This is a genomic window from Thermosynechococcus sp. (assembly GCF_046299635.1).
GTDB lineage: Bacteria > Cyanobacteriota > Cyanobacteriia > Thermosynechococcales > Thermosynechococcaceae > Thermosynechococcus.
The window spans coordinates 1-15682 of the sequence record NZ_JBKBHV010000004.1; the positions used below are offsets into that span (position 1 = coordinate 1).

Here is a 15682-nt window from a genome sequence, read left to right on the forward strand (position 1 = left end):
CATTGGTTGATACGCCTTGGTTAAGAGAAAATCTTAACCTATGTATTTGTTAGCGAAAGTTAACGAAAATGTATCGGATGAAAGATTACCGTCAGCACCACACTCATCAGCAGTGGATGACTCATACTGAATACCTCTTAGGAGCTTAGGAGCGATCGCAGGGGAAGCCTTCCCTACCTCTATCTTAGGAATTGGAGAGTTTTTCGGTTTGAGACTGTCTTTGGGCGAAGTTTGATGGATGTGACCCTGAAACGCTGTCGATGAATGAGATCTCAGAAAACTCCAAAAAAGTGATGGGCGTGATTCGCCGATACAAAGCTTTTTGCAGTGTGAAGACTCTTGGGCAGGAAAATTGTGGTGCAGCCCCATATCCCCTACTTGATTCGACAGAGGAAGCAAGGTGGAGAAAGAGGTCTGTCCCACACATTTGTGATCTAGGCGGCGCGTTTAACCAAGGAGCGAATGACGTTGTCTTTCATCATCAAGAGGCGAGAGGCTTGCAACAGTAGCTCACGAGCTTCCTGAAGGCTCATGGCACTCACTTGCTCCTCCATCACCCGCATTTGAAACTCCTGTTCAAAGCTGAGGTCAACATTTAGTTCAGGGAAGCGTTGCTCCATAGAAGGTACTCCTTACTCCATGTGATAGGGCATACGTGTTAAAAAATATAACAAGCGCATTGACAAAGCTGCCACTCAATGAATATCACCCGTGAAAGGGATAAAATGTTCGGTATGAACGATTTCACAAAATTCCTCGTGGGTTTAAAAAAGCAGACCTGATAGACTCAGCTACAGTCCTTTTTACAGGGATGAAACATACTCAAAACTGTGAAAGCTATCACAGGAAAGACTCACGTCCCCTTCTTGTACCATAGGGCTGCAAAACTCAAGTTCGATGATGAGGACGGCAAGATGCGCTTGGCAGATGTAGCCGAACGGTTTGGGGCAACCCTCGATTGCCCAGAGCAGGGCGATCGCCCGGTGTTGGGGGTAGCACCTTTGGAAACCGCCACAGCAACGGATATTTCCTTTTTGGCCAATCCTAAGTACACCGCGCTATTGCAGACCACAGAAGCGGCTGCTGTGTTTGTGCGCCCCGATTTTCAAGGGGAGGCGGCCTGTCCTCTGCTGCGGGTGCCCCATCCCTACCTTGCCTTTGCCAAATGTATTGAATGGTTTTATCCGCAAGCCAAACCGTCTGGCAAAATTCACCCCACGGCAATTCTAGGTGCTGATGTCATTCTAGGAACAGATGTGACGATTGGTGCCTATACCGTGATTGGCGATCGCGTGCGCATTGGCGATCGCACGGTCATTGATAGTCATTGTACGCTCTACGATGATGTGGTGGTTGGCGCCGATTGCCGTATCTATAGCCACTGTGCCCTGCGGGAGCGGGTACGATTGGGCGATCGCGTCATCCTGCAAAATAGCGTTGTTTTAGGGAGTGATGGCTTTGGCTACGTCCCCCTGCCCGATGGTCGTCACTATAAAATTCCCCAGGTGGGCACCGTGGTGATTGGCAATGACGTAGAAATTGGTGCCGGCACAACGATTGACCGCGCCACCCTAGGGGAGACCACTGTGGCAAATGGTACGAAAATTGACAACCTGACGATGGTGGCTCACAACTGCACTATTGGTGAAAATGCAATTCTCTGTGCCCAAGTGGGCTTAGCCGGTTCGACCCATATTGGCAATCATGTGGTTCTTGCTGGACAGGTGGGGGCAGCAGGTCATTTGACCATTGGCGATCGCACCGTTGTCTCTGCTAAATCGGGCATTAGCAGCTCTGTCCCCCCAAATAGCCGTATGGGAGGGATTCCGGCGATGGATCAAACACTCTATCTCAAGGTTTCAGCCGCTGTGAAGCAACTGCCCGATCTCCTCAAGCGAGTGCGCAAATTAGAAGCAAAGGTGGGGGAATAGCATAGAGCCTTAGCCACCTTCTATAGTGGAATTAGGGGTCAGCGTTGCCTTTTTTAGCGTTCATCATGGGGTGAGGGGAAATGAGTCACATCAGATCTGCAACACTAAGCTTATGAATCCTCCGGCCGCCGTTCGATTACTGCCCACTGATCAGGAACTGTTCCAAGTGCTCCTTGGCTACCATGAATTGACCACCAAGGCAGAAAAACAGGCGGCCTTACTTGCCTTGCTCCAGCGCGATCGCGCCCAAGTCATTGTCAAAAGTCTTGCCCAAGCTGCCTTTCCCCAAACTGCCTTTAACTATGCCCTTTGGATGCTCAACCATGACTTGGTGACACTGGATTGGCTGTACGACATCACCTATCGCATTTCGACCCAAGGCTGCCAAGAAACGATTGATCTACGCTTGCTCTACAGCAGCCTCAAACACCTCAGTCCGGGGGATGAGGCCATTATCTTGGGGCAAACCGACGCCGCTCTTAAGGCCATTCGCCTTGATGACCTAGACTTAGCAACCTTGATTACGACCTTGGAACCGGGAGTGGCTATTAGTTTGCTCTCTTGGTTTGTTACATTCAAAAAAATTACGACAGTGGATCTGGAATACATTAGCCAGATTGTCCAGAAGGTGAAACCACCCGCTGACCCCCCGCAGGAAACCACTGAGATTCACTCCCAGCCCCTAGTTCCTGAACCCCATATCATTGAACTCACCCTCGAAGACAAATTGCTAGAGTTGAATTTGAAGTTGGGGGGCACAGAAACAGAGATTTTGCCGAAGGTTTTGGATCGCTTTTTATTTCGGCGCACCCGTGAAGATAAGGTGATCTATCGTCCCAATACGCAGGTAGTCCGCCTAGCCTGTGTCGGCGAAGAACGCCGCGACATTCCTGTGCCTGTGCGCAGTGCCAAAACGTGGCCACCGGGGGTCTATGTGATCTATCGCGAGCAGGAGTCGCTCCAACTGATGCGCCTGCCGGATAATGAGTTCTACGAGATTTTGCCCTTTGGGCCTGATCCCTATCTGCGCGCTGAAACAATTGCCCGCATGGTCAAGGAAGGATCGCGCTAGCTATAAACGGGCAGTGTGAAGTGAAAGCAGCTGCCTTTTCCCGGTTGGGAGTCCACCCAGATTTGGCCGTAGTGCATACGAATAATCTGGCGGCAAAGAGCCAAGCCGATGCCGTATCCCTCGATCGAGCGATCGCGATCAAGGCGAACCGTTTCGCCAAAAATTTTCTCCTGCTGCTCAATGGGAATCCCCGGCCCAGTGTCAGAGACGGTGACTTGTACTTTTTGAGTCATGCGGTGAAACGCACTCAGGTGAATTTTGCCCCCTTCGGGGGTGTACTTACAGGCATTGTCCAGTAGATTGATGAGCACCTGACGAATGCGATCGCCATCGCCATAAACCAGTGGCAAATCCAAGGGAATGTCAGTGGTAAAATGGTGCTTTTTACGCTCAAAATTTAGGCGCACATCCTCAACCGTTTCTTGGCACAGTTGTCGCAGATCCAGTTGCCGTGCCATAATTTGCAGCTTGTCCTGTGGCCCGCGAGCCGCCAAGAGTAAATCCGTAATCAGTTGCCCCATCACCTGAGTTTGACTGCGAGCATGATGAAACAGGCGTTGCATATCCTCAATGTGGAGTTGCTGACTGGTCTCGTCTTGGAGGTTGGATTCTAGGGTTTCCAAGGCAATGCCGACAGCAGTAAGAGGGTTACGCAACTCATGAGCCAGCAAGCTAATAATCCGATCTTTGAACTGCAATTGTTCAGCAAGGCGATCGCGCTCTTGGCGCAGTTGAAATAGCTCATCCTTGAGGCGGCTCAGTTCCATAGAGCAATCCGACTGCTCCGCCGCCGACTTTTGCATATCCGCCTGGAGGCCAAGGGCGACTTCTCGCTGCCAGCGGGGCCACCAATAGTCCACCTTTTGGAGGAGCTTGCGACCGGCCAAGGTTTGACGCGGTTCAGGGCGGACTTTAATCAGAGCAGGGGTGGCCACCAGCTTGTACTCCTCTAGGAGGTAGGGCTGCTCGCCAATGGGCACCACTTTTAACTCATAACGAAAGTTCGACGGAAGTTGCTGAATGTGAGCTTGAATGGCAGCGGTTTCCTCTTCATCGCCCGGCCGATTGGCAACAAACAGGAGCAAACTGAGCGGCGGTGTCATCTCTTGGGTAGAACTGGCCTCCGCAGATGCTTTCATTGGATCACCAGCGAGTGTTCTCAAGGGCCATGAACTGCGCTTTCCATGCAGGAAACACTAGAGCAACCAAAAGATTAACTAAATGTTAGCCGATTCTCCCTCGCAACCCAACCTACGATTGCTGGCCATCCCGTCGTCCAAGTTCGTAGATTGCTCCACCGATGGTTGCCATCAGGCCTAAGCTCAAGGCCCAACTTTGACCCAGCCCTAGGCTACAGAGAATAAAGCAACCCGCCCCCACCAGAATGAAGGGAATGAGTCCCACCATCCCGGCCCAGAATTCGGCACTTTGGCTTGCTTCACCCCCTAGCCATGTTGCTAAACGCTGCATGAAGGCTTGCCCTGTGGGATAAAAGCCCCAGTAGAGGGCGATCGCCCACAAGCCAGACCCGGCAATAGCAATGGGGGAAAGAGAAACCTGCTGCAAATTGAGAATCATAGGAGTCCTTGAAAAATCTTGGGATCGAACATTTCTCGCAGAGATAAATAGTAGGGGGTAAAGACACTTGTATCATGCCCGGCGGCACGGGTTTGTATTTCTTTACCCAAAAGGTGCACCATTTGAAACACCAGCTCCCATGTCACATTGAACGAAGGATAGAGCATCAAACACAGAGGAAAGAGTTCCCGTTGCAGGGCCTCAAGACTTTGCTCCAAAAGACACACCCAGAGGTAGATTTGGAACATCTCGACATCGCGAATACTGGAAACACGCACATTGGCTTGGGTTAAAGCGCCACTAAAACAGCGGTGCTGGGGATTGAGTTCGGCGACGCGGTCACAGATGGCGGTGGCGATCGCCGTACTTTGAGGTAAGAGATGGCGCACTAAGGCTAGGACAGGGGCGTTGTAGTCGTAATTGGCTGCCGCCTTGTAGGCACGGTGCAAGGGCATGTAGAGGTGGTCGTCAATCACCTTAAAAAAACGGCTGAGGAGGGGGCGTTGGCTCATTGGTGCGACTTCTAGCAGTAATACCCCCGTGTGGTGAAACTGCATACTGACAAAGCCAATCACCCGAGGATCGACGGCGGTATAGCGGCTGCGAATCTCACTGATGGCACTGGCCACCTTAGCGGTCATTTGCTGGGTGCCCTTGCCTGCTTCGTAGAGTTTGAGGGTGCGCTGATAAATGTCGTGGATGTCTTTGGAGATGCTCCAAGGATCGACGAGTTCCGCTGGGATACCATGGCGAATTATCTCTCCGGCCAAAAACCCTTCGGTGCGCTGCCAAGCCTTGACACTGGCATTACGCAGTTCGGCCAAAAGCCGAGGGGCAACCACTGCCGGATCCTCGTCCCCAAGGGCAGTGGTGTTGAGGTTGGTGATGTAGCGCTTTGCCCAAGCTTGAGCCAAACTCCTCAACGAGGTGGTGTCCGGCGCGATCGCGCTCGATCCATCAGTGGTATTCAACATGAGCACCTCCACCATTTCTAACAGGGCTATAAGCAGAAATAATATTAAGGATTGTAACTTGCTTTAAGCTGATCCTGCCACAACCATCCACGCTCGGTCGTTGACCACAATGACCGCTATCGCTAAGCTGCCCTATAGCAACAACACCTTTGGAGAAACTGGATGGACTGGCAATCCTTTGCCGTGAGTTTTGCGATTGTTTTCCTATCAGAACTGGGAGACAAGAGTCAACTGGTGGCGATTACCTTGGGCAGTAATGCCCGCTCCGCTACTGCCGTGTTTCTAGGGGTGGCCTCTGGCTTGGTGTGTACGACATTTCTGGGTGTACTTTTAGGCAGCGGGATTGCCACATTAGTGCCTGTGAAAGTGGTGAAGGCGATCGCCGCCATGATGTTTGCGTTTCTGGGTTTTTATTTGCTGTCTCAAACGACGGCTGACAGCCTTGACAAGGAGTGAATTTGATTATAGCGAGAGGATTGATTATCATAGTGACTACAGGTTAGCAAATGTATAACCCTAAAACTGCGATTTAACCGCAATCGGCTACTTAACCAAGCAATATCTGCTGTTTGAATTTTACTTTTTTAGGATAGCGCCGTGTTCACGTCTCCTGCTCCCAGTCCCCTACCGCCCATTCGTTCCCTTGAGGATGCGATCGATCGCTGTCAGCGCTTAGGATTGCGGCTCAGTCGGCAGCGGCGCGCCATTCTCGAACTGCTTTGGGATGCCAAGGATCACCTCTCAGCGCGGCAGATCTACGATCGCCTGAATCAAGCCGGCAAAGACATCGGCCATACCTCTGTGTACCAAAATCTCGAAGCCCTTTCAGAGCATGGCATTATTGAGTGTGTTGAGCGTGCCGATGGGCGTCTCTACGGCAATATCAGTGATAGCCACAGCCATGTTAACTGTCTCGATAGCCAGAAGATTATTGACGTTCACGTTGAGCTACCCCCCTCCCTCATCGCTGAAATTGAAGCAAAAACGGGTGTGAAAATTGTTGACTATCGCATTGATTTTTACGGTTATCAACAGACTGAGCCGAATGCCCAAGGATAACTGCCGTGGCCAATCCCGAACATCTCCAGCTTCTCAAGCAGGGGGTTACCGCTTGGAATCAATGGCGGGAACAAAACAGTGACATTCGACCGGACTTGGGACAGGCAGATCTCACCGGCACCAATTTGGAACTGTACAACCTCACCAATGCCAATCTCGATCAGGCAAATTTAGCTGGGGCTGATCTGCGCAACGCTTTGCTCAAGGATGCCTACATGGCTGGTGCAAACCTCTACATGAGCGACCTAATTGAAGCGGACTTGCAGGGTGCCTGTTTGCAGCGGGCGACGTTAGCGGGTGCCGATCTCTACAAGTCAAATATTGCCATGGCCGATCTGCGCCAAGCCAACTTGGTGGGCACGCTACTGCGGCGGGTGAGTCTAGTGGAAGCAACCCTTGCCTATGCCAATCTTACCCGAGCCAATCTCTTTCAGGCCAACCTGCACTTGGCCGATCTCAAGAGCGCGATTTTGCAAGAGGCCATTCTGGAAAGCGCCAGTCTCATTGAGGCGAACTTTGAACAGGCGGTTCTCATTGCGGCCAAGATGTCGAAGGCCAATGCCCGCCGTGCCAACTTTAGGGGGGCAAACCTCTACAAAGCAGAAATGGACGGCATGGATCTGCGGGATGCGATTCTCGATAAAGCTTAGCCTCAGCAACTTGTGAAAAGGCAAGGTTCAGGCTACGGTAGAGGTGAATCATCCTCGCCTATTGGAACTGGAAAGGAATGCCTGTGACTAAAAGCATCCGCAATACAGCACGTATGGTTCTTGGTGTGATTTTTGGGATTATTGGGGTGGTGGGCTTTATTTTACCCTTCGTGCCGGGAACCCCTTTTTTGCTGATAGCGGCAGCTTGTTTTAATTCCATGGAGCCTGAGGAGACCTCCAGTGCCCAAGGGAATGAATCGCCACCCGTGGCATGAAATACTTTTTCCTCACTGAGGGGTGGCAGATTGGCCGCGTGTGGGAACCCCAAGGCCTCTGGAATGAGCAAGCGTGGCGGCGATCGCCCGTGATTACCCGTACCTGCCTCTACATTCTAGAAGGGGAGGAAAAGCTCTGGCTGTACCAAGTGGAGGAGAGGGTTCTCATGGTGGAAGTCAAGCCGAGTCATCCTGATCCTGCCTCAACCATCGGCCAAGTGGTGCTAAAACGCCTGATGAGTGCGGAGGATGTGTTGACGTACCTGTGTACGACCCCTGCCATTTCCAAAATTGAAGTGGAGCGAACTTCTCCTTCGGGCGATCGCCCCTAGCGATTCTTCAGCTTTTGGTAGAACTTAGTTGAAAAGCTTGATCAAAGCTGGCACCCGTGATCTCTATTTGGGGTAAACTAGTTCGATGTTGTTGCCAACCGATGAAAACACATTGGGCAACTGAATCCTAGACTTTCGTGATTTATCAATTTTAAGGTGTCCTTTGGTTGCAAATTCCGCTTCCTGCCTTGATGGCAAATCCTTAGCCCAGTCCATTGAACGTCAGTTGGCCGACCATGTGCAGACGTTTCAAGTCCGGTGGGGGCGATCGCCGGGGCTAGCCGTCTTGCGGGTGGGCGATGATCCGGCCAGTGCGGTTTACGTCCGTGCCAAAGAACAGGCCTGTGGCCGCGTTGGCATTCAGTCTTTTGGTGCCCATTTGCCGGCCACCATCAGCGAAGCAGAGTTATTGGCCAAAATTACCGCGCTCAATCAGGACGAACGGGTGGATGGCATTCTCCTGCAACTGCCCCTGCCACCCCACCTCGATCCTCGCCCGCTGCTGTATGCCATTCATCCCGATAAAGATGTGGATGGCCTGCATCCGGAAAACTTAGGTCGCTTAGTACGCGATGAACCGGGACTGCGCAGTTGTACGCCGGCGGGGGTGATGCAGCTTTTGGCCGCCTATGGCATTGAGGTGGCAGGTCGCTCGGCAGTGGTCGTGGGTCGCAGTATTTTGGTCGGTAAGCCCTTGGCCTTGATGTTGCTCACTGCCAATGCCACGGTGACGATCGCCCACTCGCGCACCCCGGATCTGGCCAACGTTACCCGCAATGCCGAAATTTTAGTAACGGCGATGGGACAGCCGCGGCGTATTACTGCCGATATGATCCGGCCGGGAGCAGTGGTCATTGATGTCGGGATTAATCGCATTCAACGCCCCGACGGCAAATCGAGTCTCTGGGGCGATGTGGACTATGAGGCTGCCTGTGCTGTGGCCAGTTATATTACCCCTGTTCCAGGGGGCGTCGGTCCGATGACCGTTGCCATGTTGTTGCACAATACTGTATGGAGCTATTGTTGCCGTCACAACTGGCACAAGCCTCTGCTTTCGTTGACCTCTATGCCGCCCGCACGCTGAGGAGATATTCATGATTTCCGCCGATCCCCCCCAAGTCCAGCCCGCCGCCACCTTTGATCTCAAGGCTTACCTCAAAGAACGCCAAGCCCTTGTGGAAGCTGCCCTTGAGGCGGCAATTCCCATAGCCTATCCGGAGAAAATTTACGATGCGATGCGCTATTCACTGATGGCGGGGGGCAAGCGGCTGCGTCCAATTCTCTGTTTGGCCACCTGTGAACTGATGGGGGGCACTGTGGAAATGGCCCTGCCCACCGCCTGTGCCCTAGAGATGATCCACACGATGTCACTCATCCATGATGATCTACCGGCCATGGACAATGACGACTACCGTCGCGGCAAACCCACAAATCACAAGGTCTACGGCGAGGATATTGCCATTCTGGCGGGGGATGGCTTACTGGCCTATGCCTTTGAATATGTGGTGGAACAAACGAAAAATGTGCCCGCAGAATATCTTCTGAAAATTGTGGCGCGGTTAGGGCATGCGGTAGCAGCGACGGGGCTAGTGGGGGGTCAAGTGGTGGACTTGGAGTGTGAAGGGCAGCCCAACATTGGTTTGGAAACGCTACATTTTATCCACTCCCACAAAACGGGGGCATTACTGGAGGCCTCTGTGGTGTCGGGGGCACTGCTGACCGGAGCGGAGGACTCTGACGTGACCCGTCTGTCCCGCTATGCAGCAAATATTGGTCTTGCCTTCCAGATTGTGGATGATATTTTGGACATTACTTCGACCCGCGATGTTTTGGGTAAAACTGTTGGTAAAGATGCAGCCGCCCAAAAAATGACCTATCCACGCCTGTGGGGGATAGAAAAATCTCGCCAAGAGGCAGAACGCTTGGTGGCAGAGGCAAAGGCAGAATTGGCCGTGTATGGGGCAGCCGCCATTCCATTACAGGCGATCGCTGACTATATTACCAGCCGCAGTCATTAATGATGTCAAAGTGGGTTAGGATGGGCGCAGAGTTTGTCCTTGTCCGCAACCATGATGGACAGTCTTCGTCAGCTACTGGCTAACCATGTCCTCTGGGTCGCCTTCGCCGCCAGTGCGATCGCCCAAATGTTGAAGTTACTCATTGACGTTGCCAAACACCGTAAGCTCAATTTCCGTGTGCTGGTGGAAACGGGAGGCATGCCCAGTTCCCATTCTGCCCTTGTCACGGCTCTGGCGACGGGGGTGGGGTTGCAGCGGGGCTGGGATAGCATCGAGTTTGCGATCGCTGTGGTCTTTGCCTGTATTGTCATGTACGATGCGGCCGGGGTGCGCCAGGCAGCCGGCAAACAGGCCCGCATTCTCAACCAAATTGTGGATGAATTTTTCCAAGAGGGGCACGAATTGGCAGAAGCCCGCCTCAAGGAATTACTGGGGCATACCCCCATTCAAGTCATTGTTGGCTCTGCCTTGGGGGTGGCGATCGCCTGGCTGGCGGTCTAGGGGGTTGCCCACTGCTTATTGCGCCGTCTTACGACCGTAGCAATCCTCAAAGCGGACAATATCATCCTCGCCAAGGTATGCCCCCGACTGCACCTCGATCATCTCAAGGGGGATTTTGCCCGGATTGGCCAAGCGGTGCACGGCGCCCACCGGAATGTAGGTGGACTCATTTTCCGTCAGCAGAAACGTCTTGCCATTGCAGGTGACCTCCGCCGTACCCCTGACCACAATCCAATGTTCAGCACGGTGATGGTGCTGTTGCAGCGACAAACTCGCCCCCGGCTTAACCGTAATTCGCTTTACCTGAAAACGGTGACCGCCGTCAATTGCGTCGTAATGCCCCCATGGACGATAGACCACCCGGTGATGGTAGGCTTCACTGCGATTTAGGGCTTGCAGGTGCTCCACCACTTGTTTGACCTGTTGCGTTGCCTCCCGATGGGCAATGAGCACGGCATCGGCAGTTTCCACAACAATGAGGTTTTCCACTCCCAGTAAGGCCACCAAGCGGTGCTGACTGTGGACAAAGCAATTCTTAGTGTCTTGGGTGAGGACATCCCCTTGGCAACTGTTGCCAAATTCATCCTTGGGCGTCACCTCCCACAGACTTGACCAAGAGCCGACATCCCTCCAGCCGCACTCGAGGGGCACGACCGCTGCTTTTTGGGTTTTTTCCATCACCCCATAGTCCACCGATAGACTGGGACACTGACTAAAGGGGTCTTCGGCCAAGCGGATAAAGTCCAAATCTTCGCGAGCTTCCCGCAAGGCCAAGCGGCAATAGTGCAAAATGTCTGGCTGCTGCTGCGCCAATTCCGCCAGAAAGCTCTGGGCACGGAAGAGAAACATGCCGCTATTCCAGAGGTAGTGACCCTCCGCCAGATAGGTCTCCGCCGTTGCCAAATCGGGCTTTTCCACAAATGCGGCCACGCGGTAGGTGTAGGGATCACCGAGCGCTTCCCCTTGGCGAATGTAACCATAGCCGGTATGGGCAGAGGTGGGTCGAATGCCAAATGTCACCAACCAGTCCTTCGTGGCCGGTGCCAGTGCCCGTTGTAGCCCCTCCTGAAAGGCGGCCACATCCTGAATCAGGTGATCTGCCGGCAGCACCAACAGAATAGCATCGGTGGCAAGAACTTCCGTGACATAAAGAGCAGCAAGGGCAATGGCAGGGGCGGTATTGCGCCCCAAGGGTTCGAGCAAAATGCGTGTCGGTGTCACCCCCAGTTCCTGAAATTGTTCCGCCACAAGGAAGCGATGGGTCTCATTGGCCACCACCAGCGGCGGTTGAAGTTGGGGCAAGCCCTGCAAGCGTTGCCACGTTTGCTGGAGTAGACTCGGTCCTTCGGGGGTTAAACGCATAAACTGCTTGGGATGGGCATGGCGGGATAATGGCCACAGGCGACTCCCCGCTCCCCCTGATAAAATCACCGGAATACACTCCATTACGAGGCTCTCCAACCGTTCTGCCACTGTATATGCGTAGTGTAGCCAAAGAACTTCGCCTTGTTTCAGACCCCTCTTCGGTTAAGATTTAGCAATTTTAGTCATCAACAGACTTAAAGCCCTTCACTATTCTCTTTACGATAAAATGTGGGCTGATCAACGTTGGGCTTTCCTATGGCGATTAAAAAGGGAGATTTGGTAAGGGTTGTTGCGGAAAAGTTGGCCAATAGTGTTGAGGCCTTGGCCAGTGATCATCGCTATCCCCCCTATCTCTTTGAGGGACGGGGTGAGGTGGTAGAAATTCGCGGTGACTATGCGCAAATTAAATTTCCGGTGCCTACCCCCACGGTTTGGCTGCGCCTTGATCAACTGGAGGTCGCTAAATAACCGAAATAACTGCAATGAGTCTCTCTTGTTCTTCTGTGAGCCTCCGTGAATCGGTGAAGGGCACCGGTGTTAGCAATTTTCAGCTTGTCTGGATATGATGGAGGCAATGCTGTTGCTTAACATTTGGTAATGTTAGTTCAACCTTCGCAACCTCAAGGCTGGTTTCAGTGGCTCAAGGAGACGCTTCTTTTTGGGCAAGAACCCAGTGGCGAACTCTTGGCCATTTTGCTGGTCTATTTTGTCCAAGGGGTTTTGGGCTTGGCACGCCTAGCCATTAGCTTTTTCTTTAAGGATGAGTTGGGACTTTCCCCGGCGGAAGTGGCGGCATTGATGGGGGTGGCTGCCCTGCCTTGGGTGGTAAAGCCGCTGTTTGGTCTTCTCTCCGATAGTGTCCCTTTATTGGGATTTCACCGCCGCTCCTATCTTGTTTTGTCGGGCCTGTTGGGCTGCGGGGCGTGGTTGAGCTTGGGGACGTGGGTGGCTACCTCTTGGCAGGCAACGGCAGCGATTTTGGTTGCTTCGATCGCGATCGCCCTCAGTGATGTAATTGTGGACTCCCTAGTGGTGGAGCGAGCACGCCAAGAATCGGCAACGGAACTGGGAACGCTGCAATCCCTAAGCTGGGCAGCCACAGCGGTAGGCGGTATCCTCACCGCTTACTTTAGTGGGCAACTGTTGCAGTGGTTTCGTCCGCAGACAGTGTTTCAAATCACGGCGCTGTTTCCACTGTTGGTGTCGGGGGTGGCGGGGGCGATTGCCGAAGCACGGGTTACGGTTCGACCCCAGCTGCGTCAGACGTGGGAGCACATCAACCGAGTGCGCCAAACCCTGCTACAAAAGCGCATCTGGTTGCCGGTGACCTTTCTTTTCCTCTGGCAGGCAACCCCCGGCTCGGAAGCGGCTTTCTTTTTCTTCACCACCAATGAATTGGGCTTTGAGGCCGAGTTTTTAGGGCGGGTGCGCCTTGTGACCAGCATTGCCTCCCTGTTGGGGGTGTGGATTTTCCAGCGCTACCTGAAAACGCTGCCCCTGCGGACAATTTTCTTTTGGAGTACGATTCTCTCGACCCTGCTGGGACTCTCTAGCCTGATTTTGGTCACCCACCTCAATCGCCAGTGGGGGATTAGTGACCGCTGGTTTAGCTTGGGGGATAGCCTGATTTTGGCGGTGATGGGGCAAATTGCCTTTATGCCGGTACTGGTGTTGGCGGCGCGGCTGTGTCCGCCGGGAATTGAGGCCACCTTCTTTGCCCTTTTGATGTCCATCAGCAACCTTGCCAATCTGGTCTCCCACGAGTTGGGGGCACTGCTGACCCACTGGCTAGGCATTACCGAGCACAACTTCGATCGCCTGTGGCTGCTGGTGCTCATTACCAACCTGAGTACGCTACTGCCGCTACCCCTCTTGAACTGGTTGCCGCCGCAGGTATCGCCGCCTGCCTCCCCCTCCTCTGTCAGTGTTGAATTGGAGCCAAGTGTCTCATGACCGGAGTCTTAGATCGCCCCTACACCATGGCGGATTGGCGGGGGGGAACCGAATCCCTCACCCAAGAATACGACTATTGGATTGAGGAGGTTGAAGGTACGGTACCCCCGGATTTGGTGGGGACGCTCTACCGCAACGGTCCCGGCCTCTTGGAGCGTGGCGGGGTGCCTTTAGCCCATCCCTTTGATGGCGACGGCATGATCTGCACCTTTCGCTTTGAGCAGGGACGGGTGCATTTTCGCAATCGCTACGTGCGCACTGCCGGATTTTTGCAGGAGGAAAAGGCCAATCGGCTACTCTATCGCGGTGTCTTTGGCACCCAAAAGCCGGGGGGGTGGCTGGCCAATTTCCTCGATACCCGGGTCAAAAACATTGCCAATACCCATGTGATCTACTGGGGCGGAAAGTTACTGGCGCTGTGGGAAGCCGGTTTGCCCCATCGCTTGGATCCGGTAAGCCTAGAAACCATTGGCCTTGACAACCTAGGGGGTCTTCTTAAAGAGAGTAATGCCTTTGCTGCCCATCCCCGCTTGGATCCCCAGACGCAGCGGCTGGTGAACTTTAGCGTTAAGCCGGGTTTGAGCACCCGCATTACCCTCTACGAATTTGATGCCGAGGGTCGGTGTGTCTCGCAGCCGCTCTTTCGGATACCGGGGTTTGCCTTTATCCATGACTTTGCCCTCACCCCCAACTACGCCATCGTCTTTCAAAATCCGGTGCAGTTCAATCCCCTGCCCTATCTCTTGGGACTGCGGGGCGCTGCCCAGTGTATTCACTTCAATGCTCAGGAACCCACGCGCATCTGGCTGCTGCCGCGTCAGGGGGGAATGCCCCAACTGCTGACGATGCCTGCCTGTTTTGTTTTTCACCATGCCAATGCCTACGAAGCAGGGGAGGAGATTCATCTTGACGCCATTGCCTACAACCACTTTCCCAATCTCGAACCGGGGATGGATTTTCGGGAGGTGAATTTTGCGGCACTGCCTGCTAGCTTGCTGTGGCGGATTCAATTGAACCCCAAAACCAAGGCGGTGGATTGGCAAGTGGTGAGCGATCGCCCCTGCGAATTTCCGGTAGTGCATCCGGCCAAAGTGGGGCAACCCTATCGCTATCTCTACTTAGCTGCAGGCCATGATCCCAAGATCAACGCCCCTTTGCAGGCTCTGTGGCGCTACGATCGCCAGACAGGCGAGACCCAGGTTTGGTCAGCAGCCCCACGGGGATTTGTCGGCGAACCCATCTTTGTTCCCCGCGGTTTGCAAAAAGGGGACTTCCTCTGGCAGGGTGCCCAAGGGGAAGATGAGGGCTGGCTCTTGCAGCTTGTCTATGATGCCAGTTGCCACAAGTCACAGTTACTGATTTTTGACGCGGCAACCATCAGCGCCGGACCGGTGGCACGGTTGCGCTTAAAACACCACATTCCCTACGGGCTGCACGGTTCCTTTACCACAGCGGTCTAGGGCATGGGCATTGAAATTGAGCGCAAGTTCCTTGTCATCGGCGAAGCATGGCGACCCTTAGCCACCGCTGTGTCCCAACTGACCCAAGGCTACCTGTCAACAGTTCCTGAGCGCACCGTGCGTGTGCGCCTTGCAGGTGATGAAGCATGGATCACAATCAAGGGCAAAGCCAAGGGTGGCCAACGCCGTGAGTATGAGTATCCTATTCCTGTTACTGACGCAAGGGAACTGCTCGAGGAATTGTGCCTGCAACCGATCATTCAGAAAAACCGCTATCGCATCACGGCGGGTGATCTGTGTTGGGAAGTGGATGAATTTGCCGGAGCCTGTGCCGGCCTGATTTTGGCAGAAATTGAAGTGCCCCACCCCGACTATCCCCTGACGCTACCCCCTTGGATTGGCGCAGAGGTGACCGACGACCCCCGCTATACCAATGCCTATCTAGCGGCACATCCCTATCAGGAGTGGTCAAGCTAAATTCTCCCCTCAGATTCGATAGGACACAAAAACATTG

19 protein-coding genes are annotated in these 15682 nt (G+C 53.6%); 14 read left to right on the forward strand and 5 right to left on the reverse strand.

Annotated features, from left to right (window positions below):
* Nucleotides 1-434: 434 nt before the first annotated feature.
* The gene (locus ACK4IR_RS02305) at nt 435-620 is read right to left on the reverse strand and encodes an NblA/ycf18 family protein (protein WP_024125509.1); all 186 of its coding nucleotides are present in this window, start codon (nt 618-620) and stop codon (nt 435-437) included.
* Nucleotides 621-914: 294 nt separating this feature from the next.
* On the opposite strand from ACK4IR_RS02305, the gene lpxD reads away from it, so the two are divergent.
* Together lpxD and ACK4IR_RS02315 are read left to right on the forward strand one after the other, a co-directional pair.
* Nucleotides 915-1931 carry a UDP-3-O-(3-hydroxymyristoyl)glucosamine N-acyltransferase gene (gene lpxD, locus ACK4IR_RS02310; RefSeq protein WP_409872040.1) on the forward strand — a complete coding sequence of 339 codons (1017 nt, stop codon included), beginning with the start codon at nt 915-917 and terminating at the stop codon, nt 1929-1931.
* A 112-nt stretch (nt 1932-2043) separates the two neighbouring features.
* Nucleotides 2044-3003, forward strand: coding sequence for a hypothetical protein (locus ACK4IR_RS02315; protein ID WP_409872043.1), 960 nt, complete (start codon nt 2044-2046; stop codon nt 3001-3003).
* Here the strand turns inward: ACK4IR_RS02315 and ACK4IR_RS02320 are convergent.
* From ACK4IR_RS02320 to ACK4IR_RS02330, 3 genes are all read right to left on the reverse strand, one after another.
* Nucleotides 3000-4142, reverse strand: coding sequence for a histidine kinase (locus ACK4IR_RS02320; RefSeq protein WP_409872046.1), 1143 nt, complete (start codon nt 4140-4142; stop codon nt 3000-3002). The two genes, ACK4IR_RS02315 and ACK4IR_RS02320, sit on opposite strands and share 4 nt — an antisense overlap.
* Before the next feature lie 112 nt (nt 4143-4254).
* Complete coding sequence (locus ACK4IR_RS02325; RefSeq protein ID WP_409872049.1) at nt 4255-4581, reverse strand: hypothetical protein; 327 nt, start codon at nt 4579-4581, stop codon at nt 4255-4257.
* A complete protein-coding gene (locus ACK4IR_RS02330) occupies nt 4578-5555 on the reverse strand; it encodes a hypothetical protein (RefSeq protein WP_409872052.1) in 978 nt (325 codons plus the stop codon). Before ACK4IR_RS02330 ends, ACK4IR_RS02325 begins: the two co-directional genes overlap by 4 nt.
* A 162-nt stretch (nt 5556-5717) precedes the next feature.
* On the opposite strand from ACK4IR_RS02330, the gene ACK4IR_RS02335 reads away from it, so the two are divergent.
* From ACK4IR_RS02335 to ACK4IR_RS02370, 8 genes are all read left to right on the forward strand, one after another.
* Nucleotides 5718-6011, forward strand: a complete 294-nt coding sequence (locus tag ACK4IR_RS02335) for a TMEM165/GDT1 family protein (protein ID WP_409872055.1) — start codon at nt 5718-5720, stop codon at nt 6009-6011.
* A gap of 141 nt (nt 6012-6152) precedes the next feature.
* Entirely contained in the window at nt 6153-6614 is a 462-nt protein-coding gene (locus tag ACK4IR_RS02340) for a Fur family transcriptional regulator (protein ID WP_409872057.1), read from the forward strand.
* Between the two features lie 5 nt (nt 6615-6619).
* Complete coding sequence (locus ACK4IR_RS02345; RefSeq protein ID WP_409872059.1) at nt 6620-7264, forward strand: pentapeptide repeat-containing protein; 645 nt, start codon at nt 6620-6622, stop codon at nt 7262-7264.
* A gap of 77 nt (nt 7265-7341) precedes the next feature.
* On the forward strand, nt 7342-7539 hold the full coding sequence (locus tag ACK4IR_RS02350; RefSeq protein WP_409872062.1) for a DUF454 family protein: 198 nt from the start codon (nt 7342-7344) through the stop codon (nt 7537-7539).
* Entirely contained in the window at nt 7536-7871 is a 336-nt protein-coding gene (locus tag ACK4IR_RS02355; protein WP_409872065.1) for a hypothetical protein, read from the forward strand. The genes ACK4IR_RS02350 and ACK4IR_RS02355 overlap by 4 nt, the downstream gene beginning before the upstream one ends.
* 163 nt (nt 7872-8034) lie before the next feature.
* On the forward strand, nt 8035-8955 hold the full coding sequence (gene folD, locus ACK4IR_RS02360; protein WP_409872068.1) for a bifunctional methylenetetrahydrofolate dehydrogenase/methenyltetrahydrofolate cyclohydrolase FolD: 921 nt from the start codon (nt 8035-8037) through the stop codon (nt 8953-8955).
* Nucleotides 8956-8965: 10 nt separating this feature from the next.
* A complete protein-coding gene (gene crtE, locus ACK4IR_RS02365) occupies nt 8966-9889 on the forward strand; it encodes a geranylgeranyl diphosphate synthase CrtE (protein ID WP_409872071.1) in 924 nt (307 codons plus the stop codon).
* 54 nt (nt 9890-9943) lie between these two features.
* Nucleotides 9944-10390, forward strand: coding sequence for a divergent PAP2 family protein (locus ACK4IR_RS02370; RefSeq protein WP_409872366.1), 447 nt, complete (start codon nt 9944-9946; stop codon nt 10388-10390).
* Between the two features lie 15 nt (nt 10391-10405).
* Here ACK4IR_RS02370 and ACK4IR_RS02375 read toward each other — a convergent pair whose 3' ends face one another.
* Nucleotides 10406-11836: a mannose-1-phosphate guanylyltransferase/mannose-6-phosphate isomerase gene (locus tag ACK4IR_RS02375; RefSeq protein WP_409872074.1), complete on the reverse strand. Its 1431-nt coding sequence runs from the start codon at nt 11834-11836 to the stop codon at nt 10406-10408.
* A gap of 174 nt (nt 11837-12010) precedes the next feature.
* Between ACK4IR_RS02375 and ndhO the strand changes: the two genes are divergently transcribed.
* From ndhO to ACK4IR_RS02395, 4 genes are all read left to right on the forward strand, one after another.
* Entirely contained in the window at nt 12011-12223 is a 213-nt protein-coding gene (gene ndhO / locus ACK4IR_RS02380; RefSeq protein ID WP_409872076.1) for a photosynthetic/respiratory NAD(P)H-quinone oxidoreductase subunit O, read from the forward strand.
* A gap of 129 nt (nt 12224-12352) precedes the next feature.
* A complete protein-coding gene (locus ACK4IR_RS02385) occupies nt 12353-13708 on the forward strand; it encodes a folate/biopterin family MFS transporter (RefSeq protein WP_409872079.1) in 1356 nt (451 codons plus the stop codon).
* The gene (locus ACK4IR_RS02390; protein ID WP_409872082.1) at nt 13705-15168 is read left to right on the forward strand and encodes a carotenoid oxygenase family protein; all 1464 of its coding nucleotides are present in this window, start codon (nt 13705-13707) and stop codon (nt 15166-15168) included. The genes ACK4IR_RS02385 and ACK4IR_RS02390 overlap by 4 nt, the downstream gene beginning before the upstream one ends.
* Before the next feature lie 3 nt (nt 15169-15171).
* Entirely contained in the window at nt 15172-15645 is a 474-nt protein-coding gene (locus ACK4IR_RS02395; RefSeq protein WP_409872085.1) for a CYTH domain-containing protein, read from the forward strand.
* Nucleotides 15646-15682: the final 37 nt, after the last annotated feature.

What these genes read in the sequence shown, in the direction of transcription:
- ACK4IR_RS02305 (WP_024125509.1), bottom strand. Translation starts at nt 620, where the DNA reads ATGGAGCAACGCTTCCCTGAACTAAATGTTGACCTCAGCTTTGAACAG.
- lpxD (WP_409872040.1), top strand. Translation starts at nt 915, where the DNA reads ATGCGCTTGGCAGATGTAGCCGAACGGTTTGGGGCAACCCTCGATTGC.
- ACK4IR_RS02315 (WP_409872043.1), top strand. Translation starts at nt 2,044, where the DNA reads ATGAATCCTCCGGCCGCCGTTCGATTACTGCCCACTGATCAGGAACTG.
- ACK4IR_RS02320 (WP_409872046.1), bottom strand. Translation starts at nt 4,142, where the DNA reads ATGAAAGCATCTGCGGAGGCCAGTTCTACCCAAGAGATGACACCGCCG.
- ACK4IR_RS02325 (WP_409872049.1), bottom strand. Translation starts at nt 4,581, where the DNA reads ATGATTCTCAATTTGCAGCAGGTTTCTCTTTCCCCCATTGCTATTGCC.
- ACK4IR_RS02330 (WP_409872052.1), bottom strand. Translation starts at nt 5,555, where the DNA reads ATGTTGAATACCACTGATGGATCGAGCGCGATCGCGCCGGACACCACC.
- ACK4IR_RS02335 (WP_409872055.1), top strand. Translation starts at nt 5,718, where the DNA reads ATGGACTGGCAATCCTTTGCCGTGAGTTTTGCGATTGTTTTCCTATCA.
- ACK4IR_RS02350 (WP_409872062.1), top strand. Translation starts at nt 7,342, where the DNA reads ATGCCTGTGACTAAAAGCATCCGCAATACAGCACGTATGGTTCTTGGT.
- ACK4IR_RS02355 (WP_409872065.1), top strand. Translation starts at nt 7,536, where the DNA reads ATGAAATACTTTTTCCTCACTGAGGGGTGGCAGATTGGCCGCGTGTGG.
- crtE (WP_409872071.1), top strand. Translation starts at nt 8,966, where the DNA reads ATGATTTCCGCCGATCCCCCCCAAGTCCAGCCCGCCGCCACCTTTGAT.
- ACK4IR_RS02370 (WP_409872366.1), top strand. Translation starts at nt 9,944, where the DNA reads ATGGACAGTCTTCGTCAGCTACTGGCTAACCATGTCCTCTGGGTCGCC.
- ACK4IR_RS02375 (WP_409872074.1), bottom strand. Translation starts at nt 11,836, where the DNA reads ATGGAGTGTATTCCGGTGATTTTATCAGGGGGAGCGGGGAGTCGCCTG.
- ndhO (WP_409872076.1), top strand. Translation starts at nt 12,011, where the DNA reads ATGGCGATTAAAAAGGGAGATTTGGTAAGGGTTGTTGCGGAAAAGTTG.
- ACK4IR_RS02385 (WP_409872079.1), top strand. Translation starts at nt 12,353, where the DNA reads ATGTTAGTTCAACCTTCGCAACCTCAAGGCTGGTTTCAGTGGCTCAAG.
- ACK4IR_RS02390 (WP_409872082.1), top strand. Translation starts at nt 13,705, where the DNA reads ATGACCGGAGTCTTAGATCGCCCCTACACCATGGCGGATTGGCGGGGG.
- ACK4IR_RS02395 (WP_409872085.1), top strand. Translation starts at nt 15,172, where the DNA reads ATGGGCATTGAAATTGAGCGCAAGTTCCTTGTCATCGGCGAAGCATGG.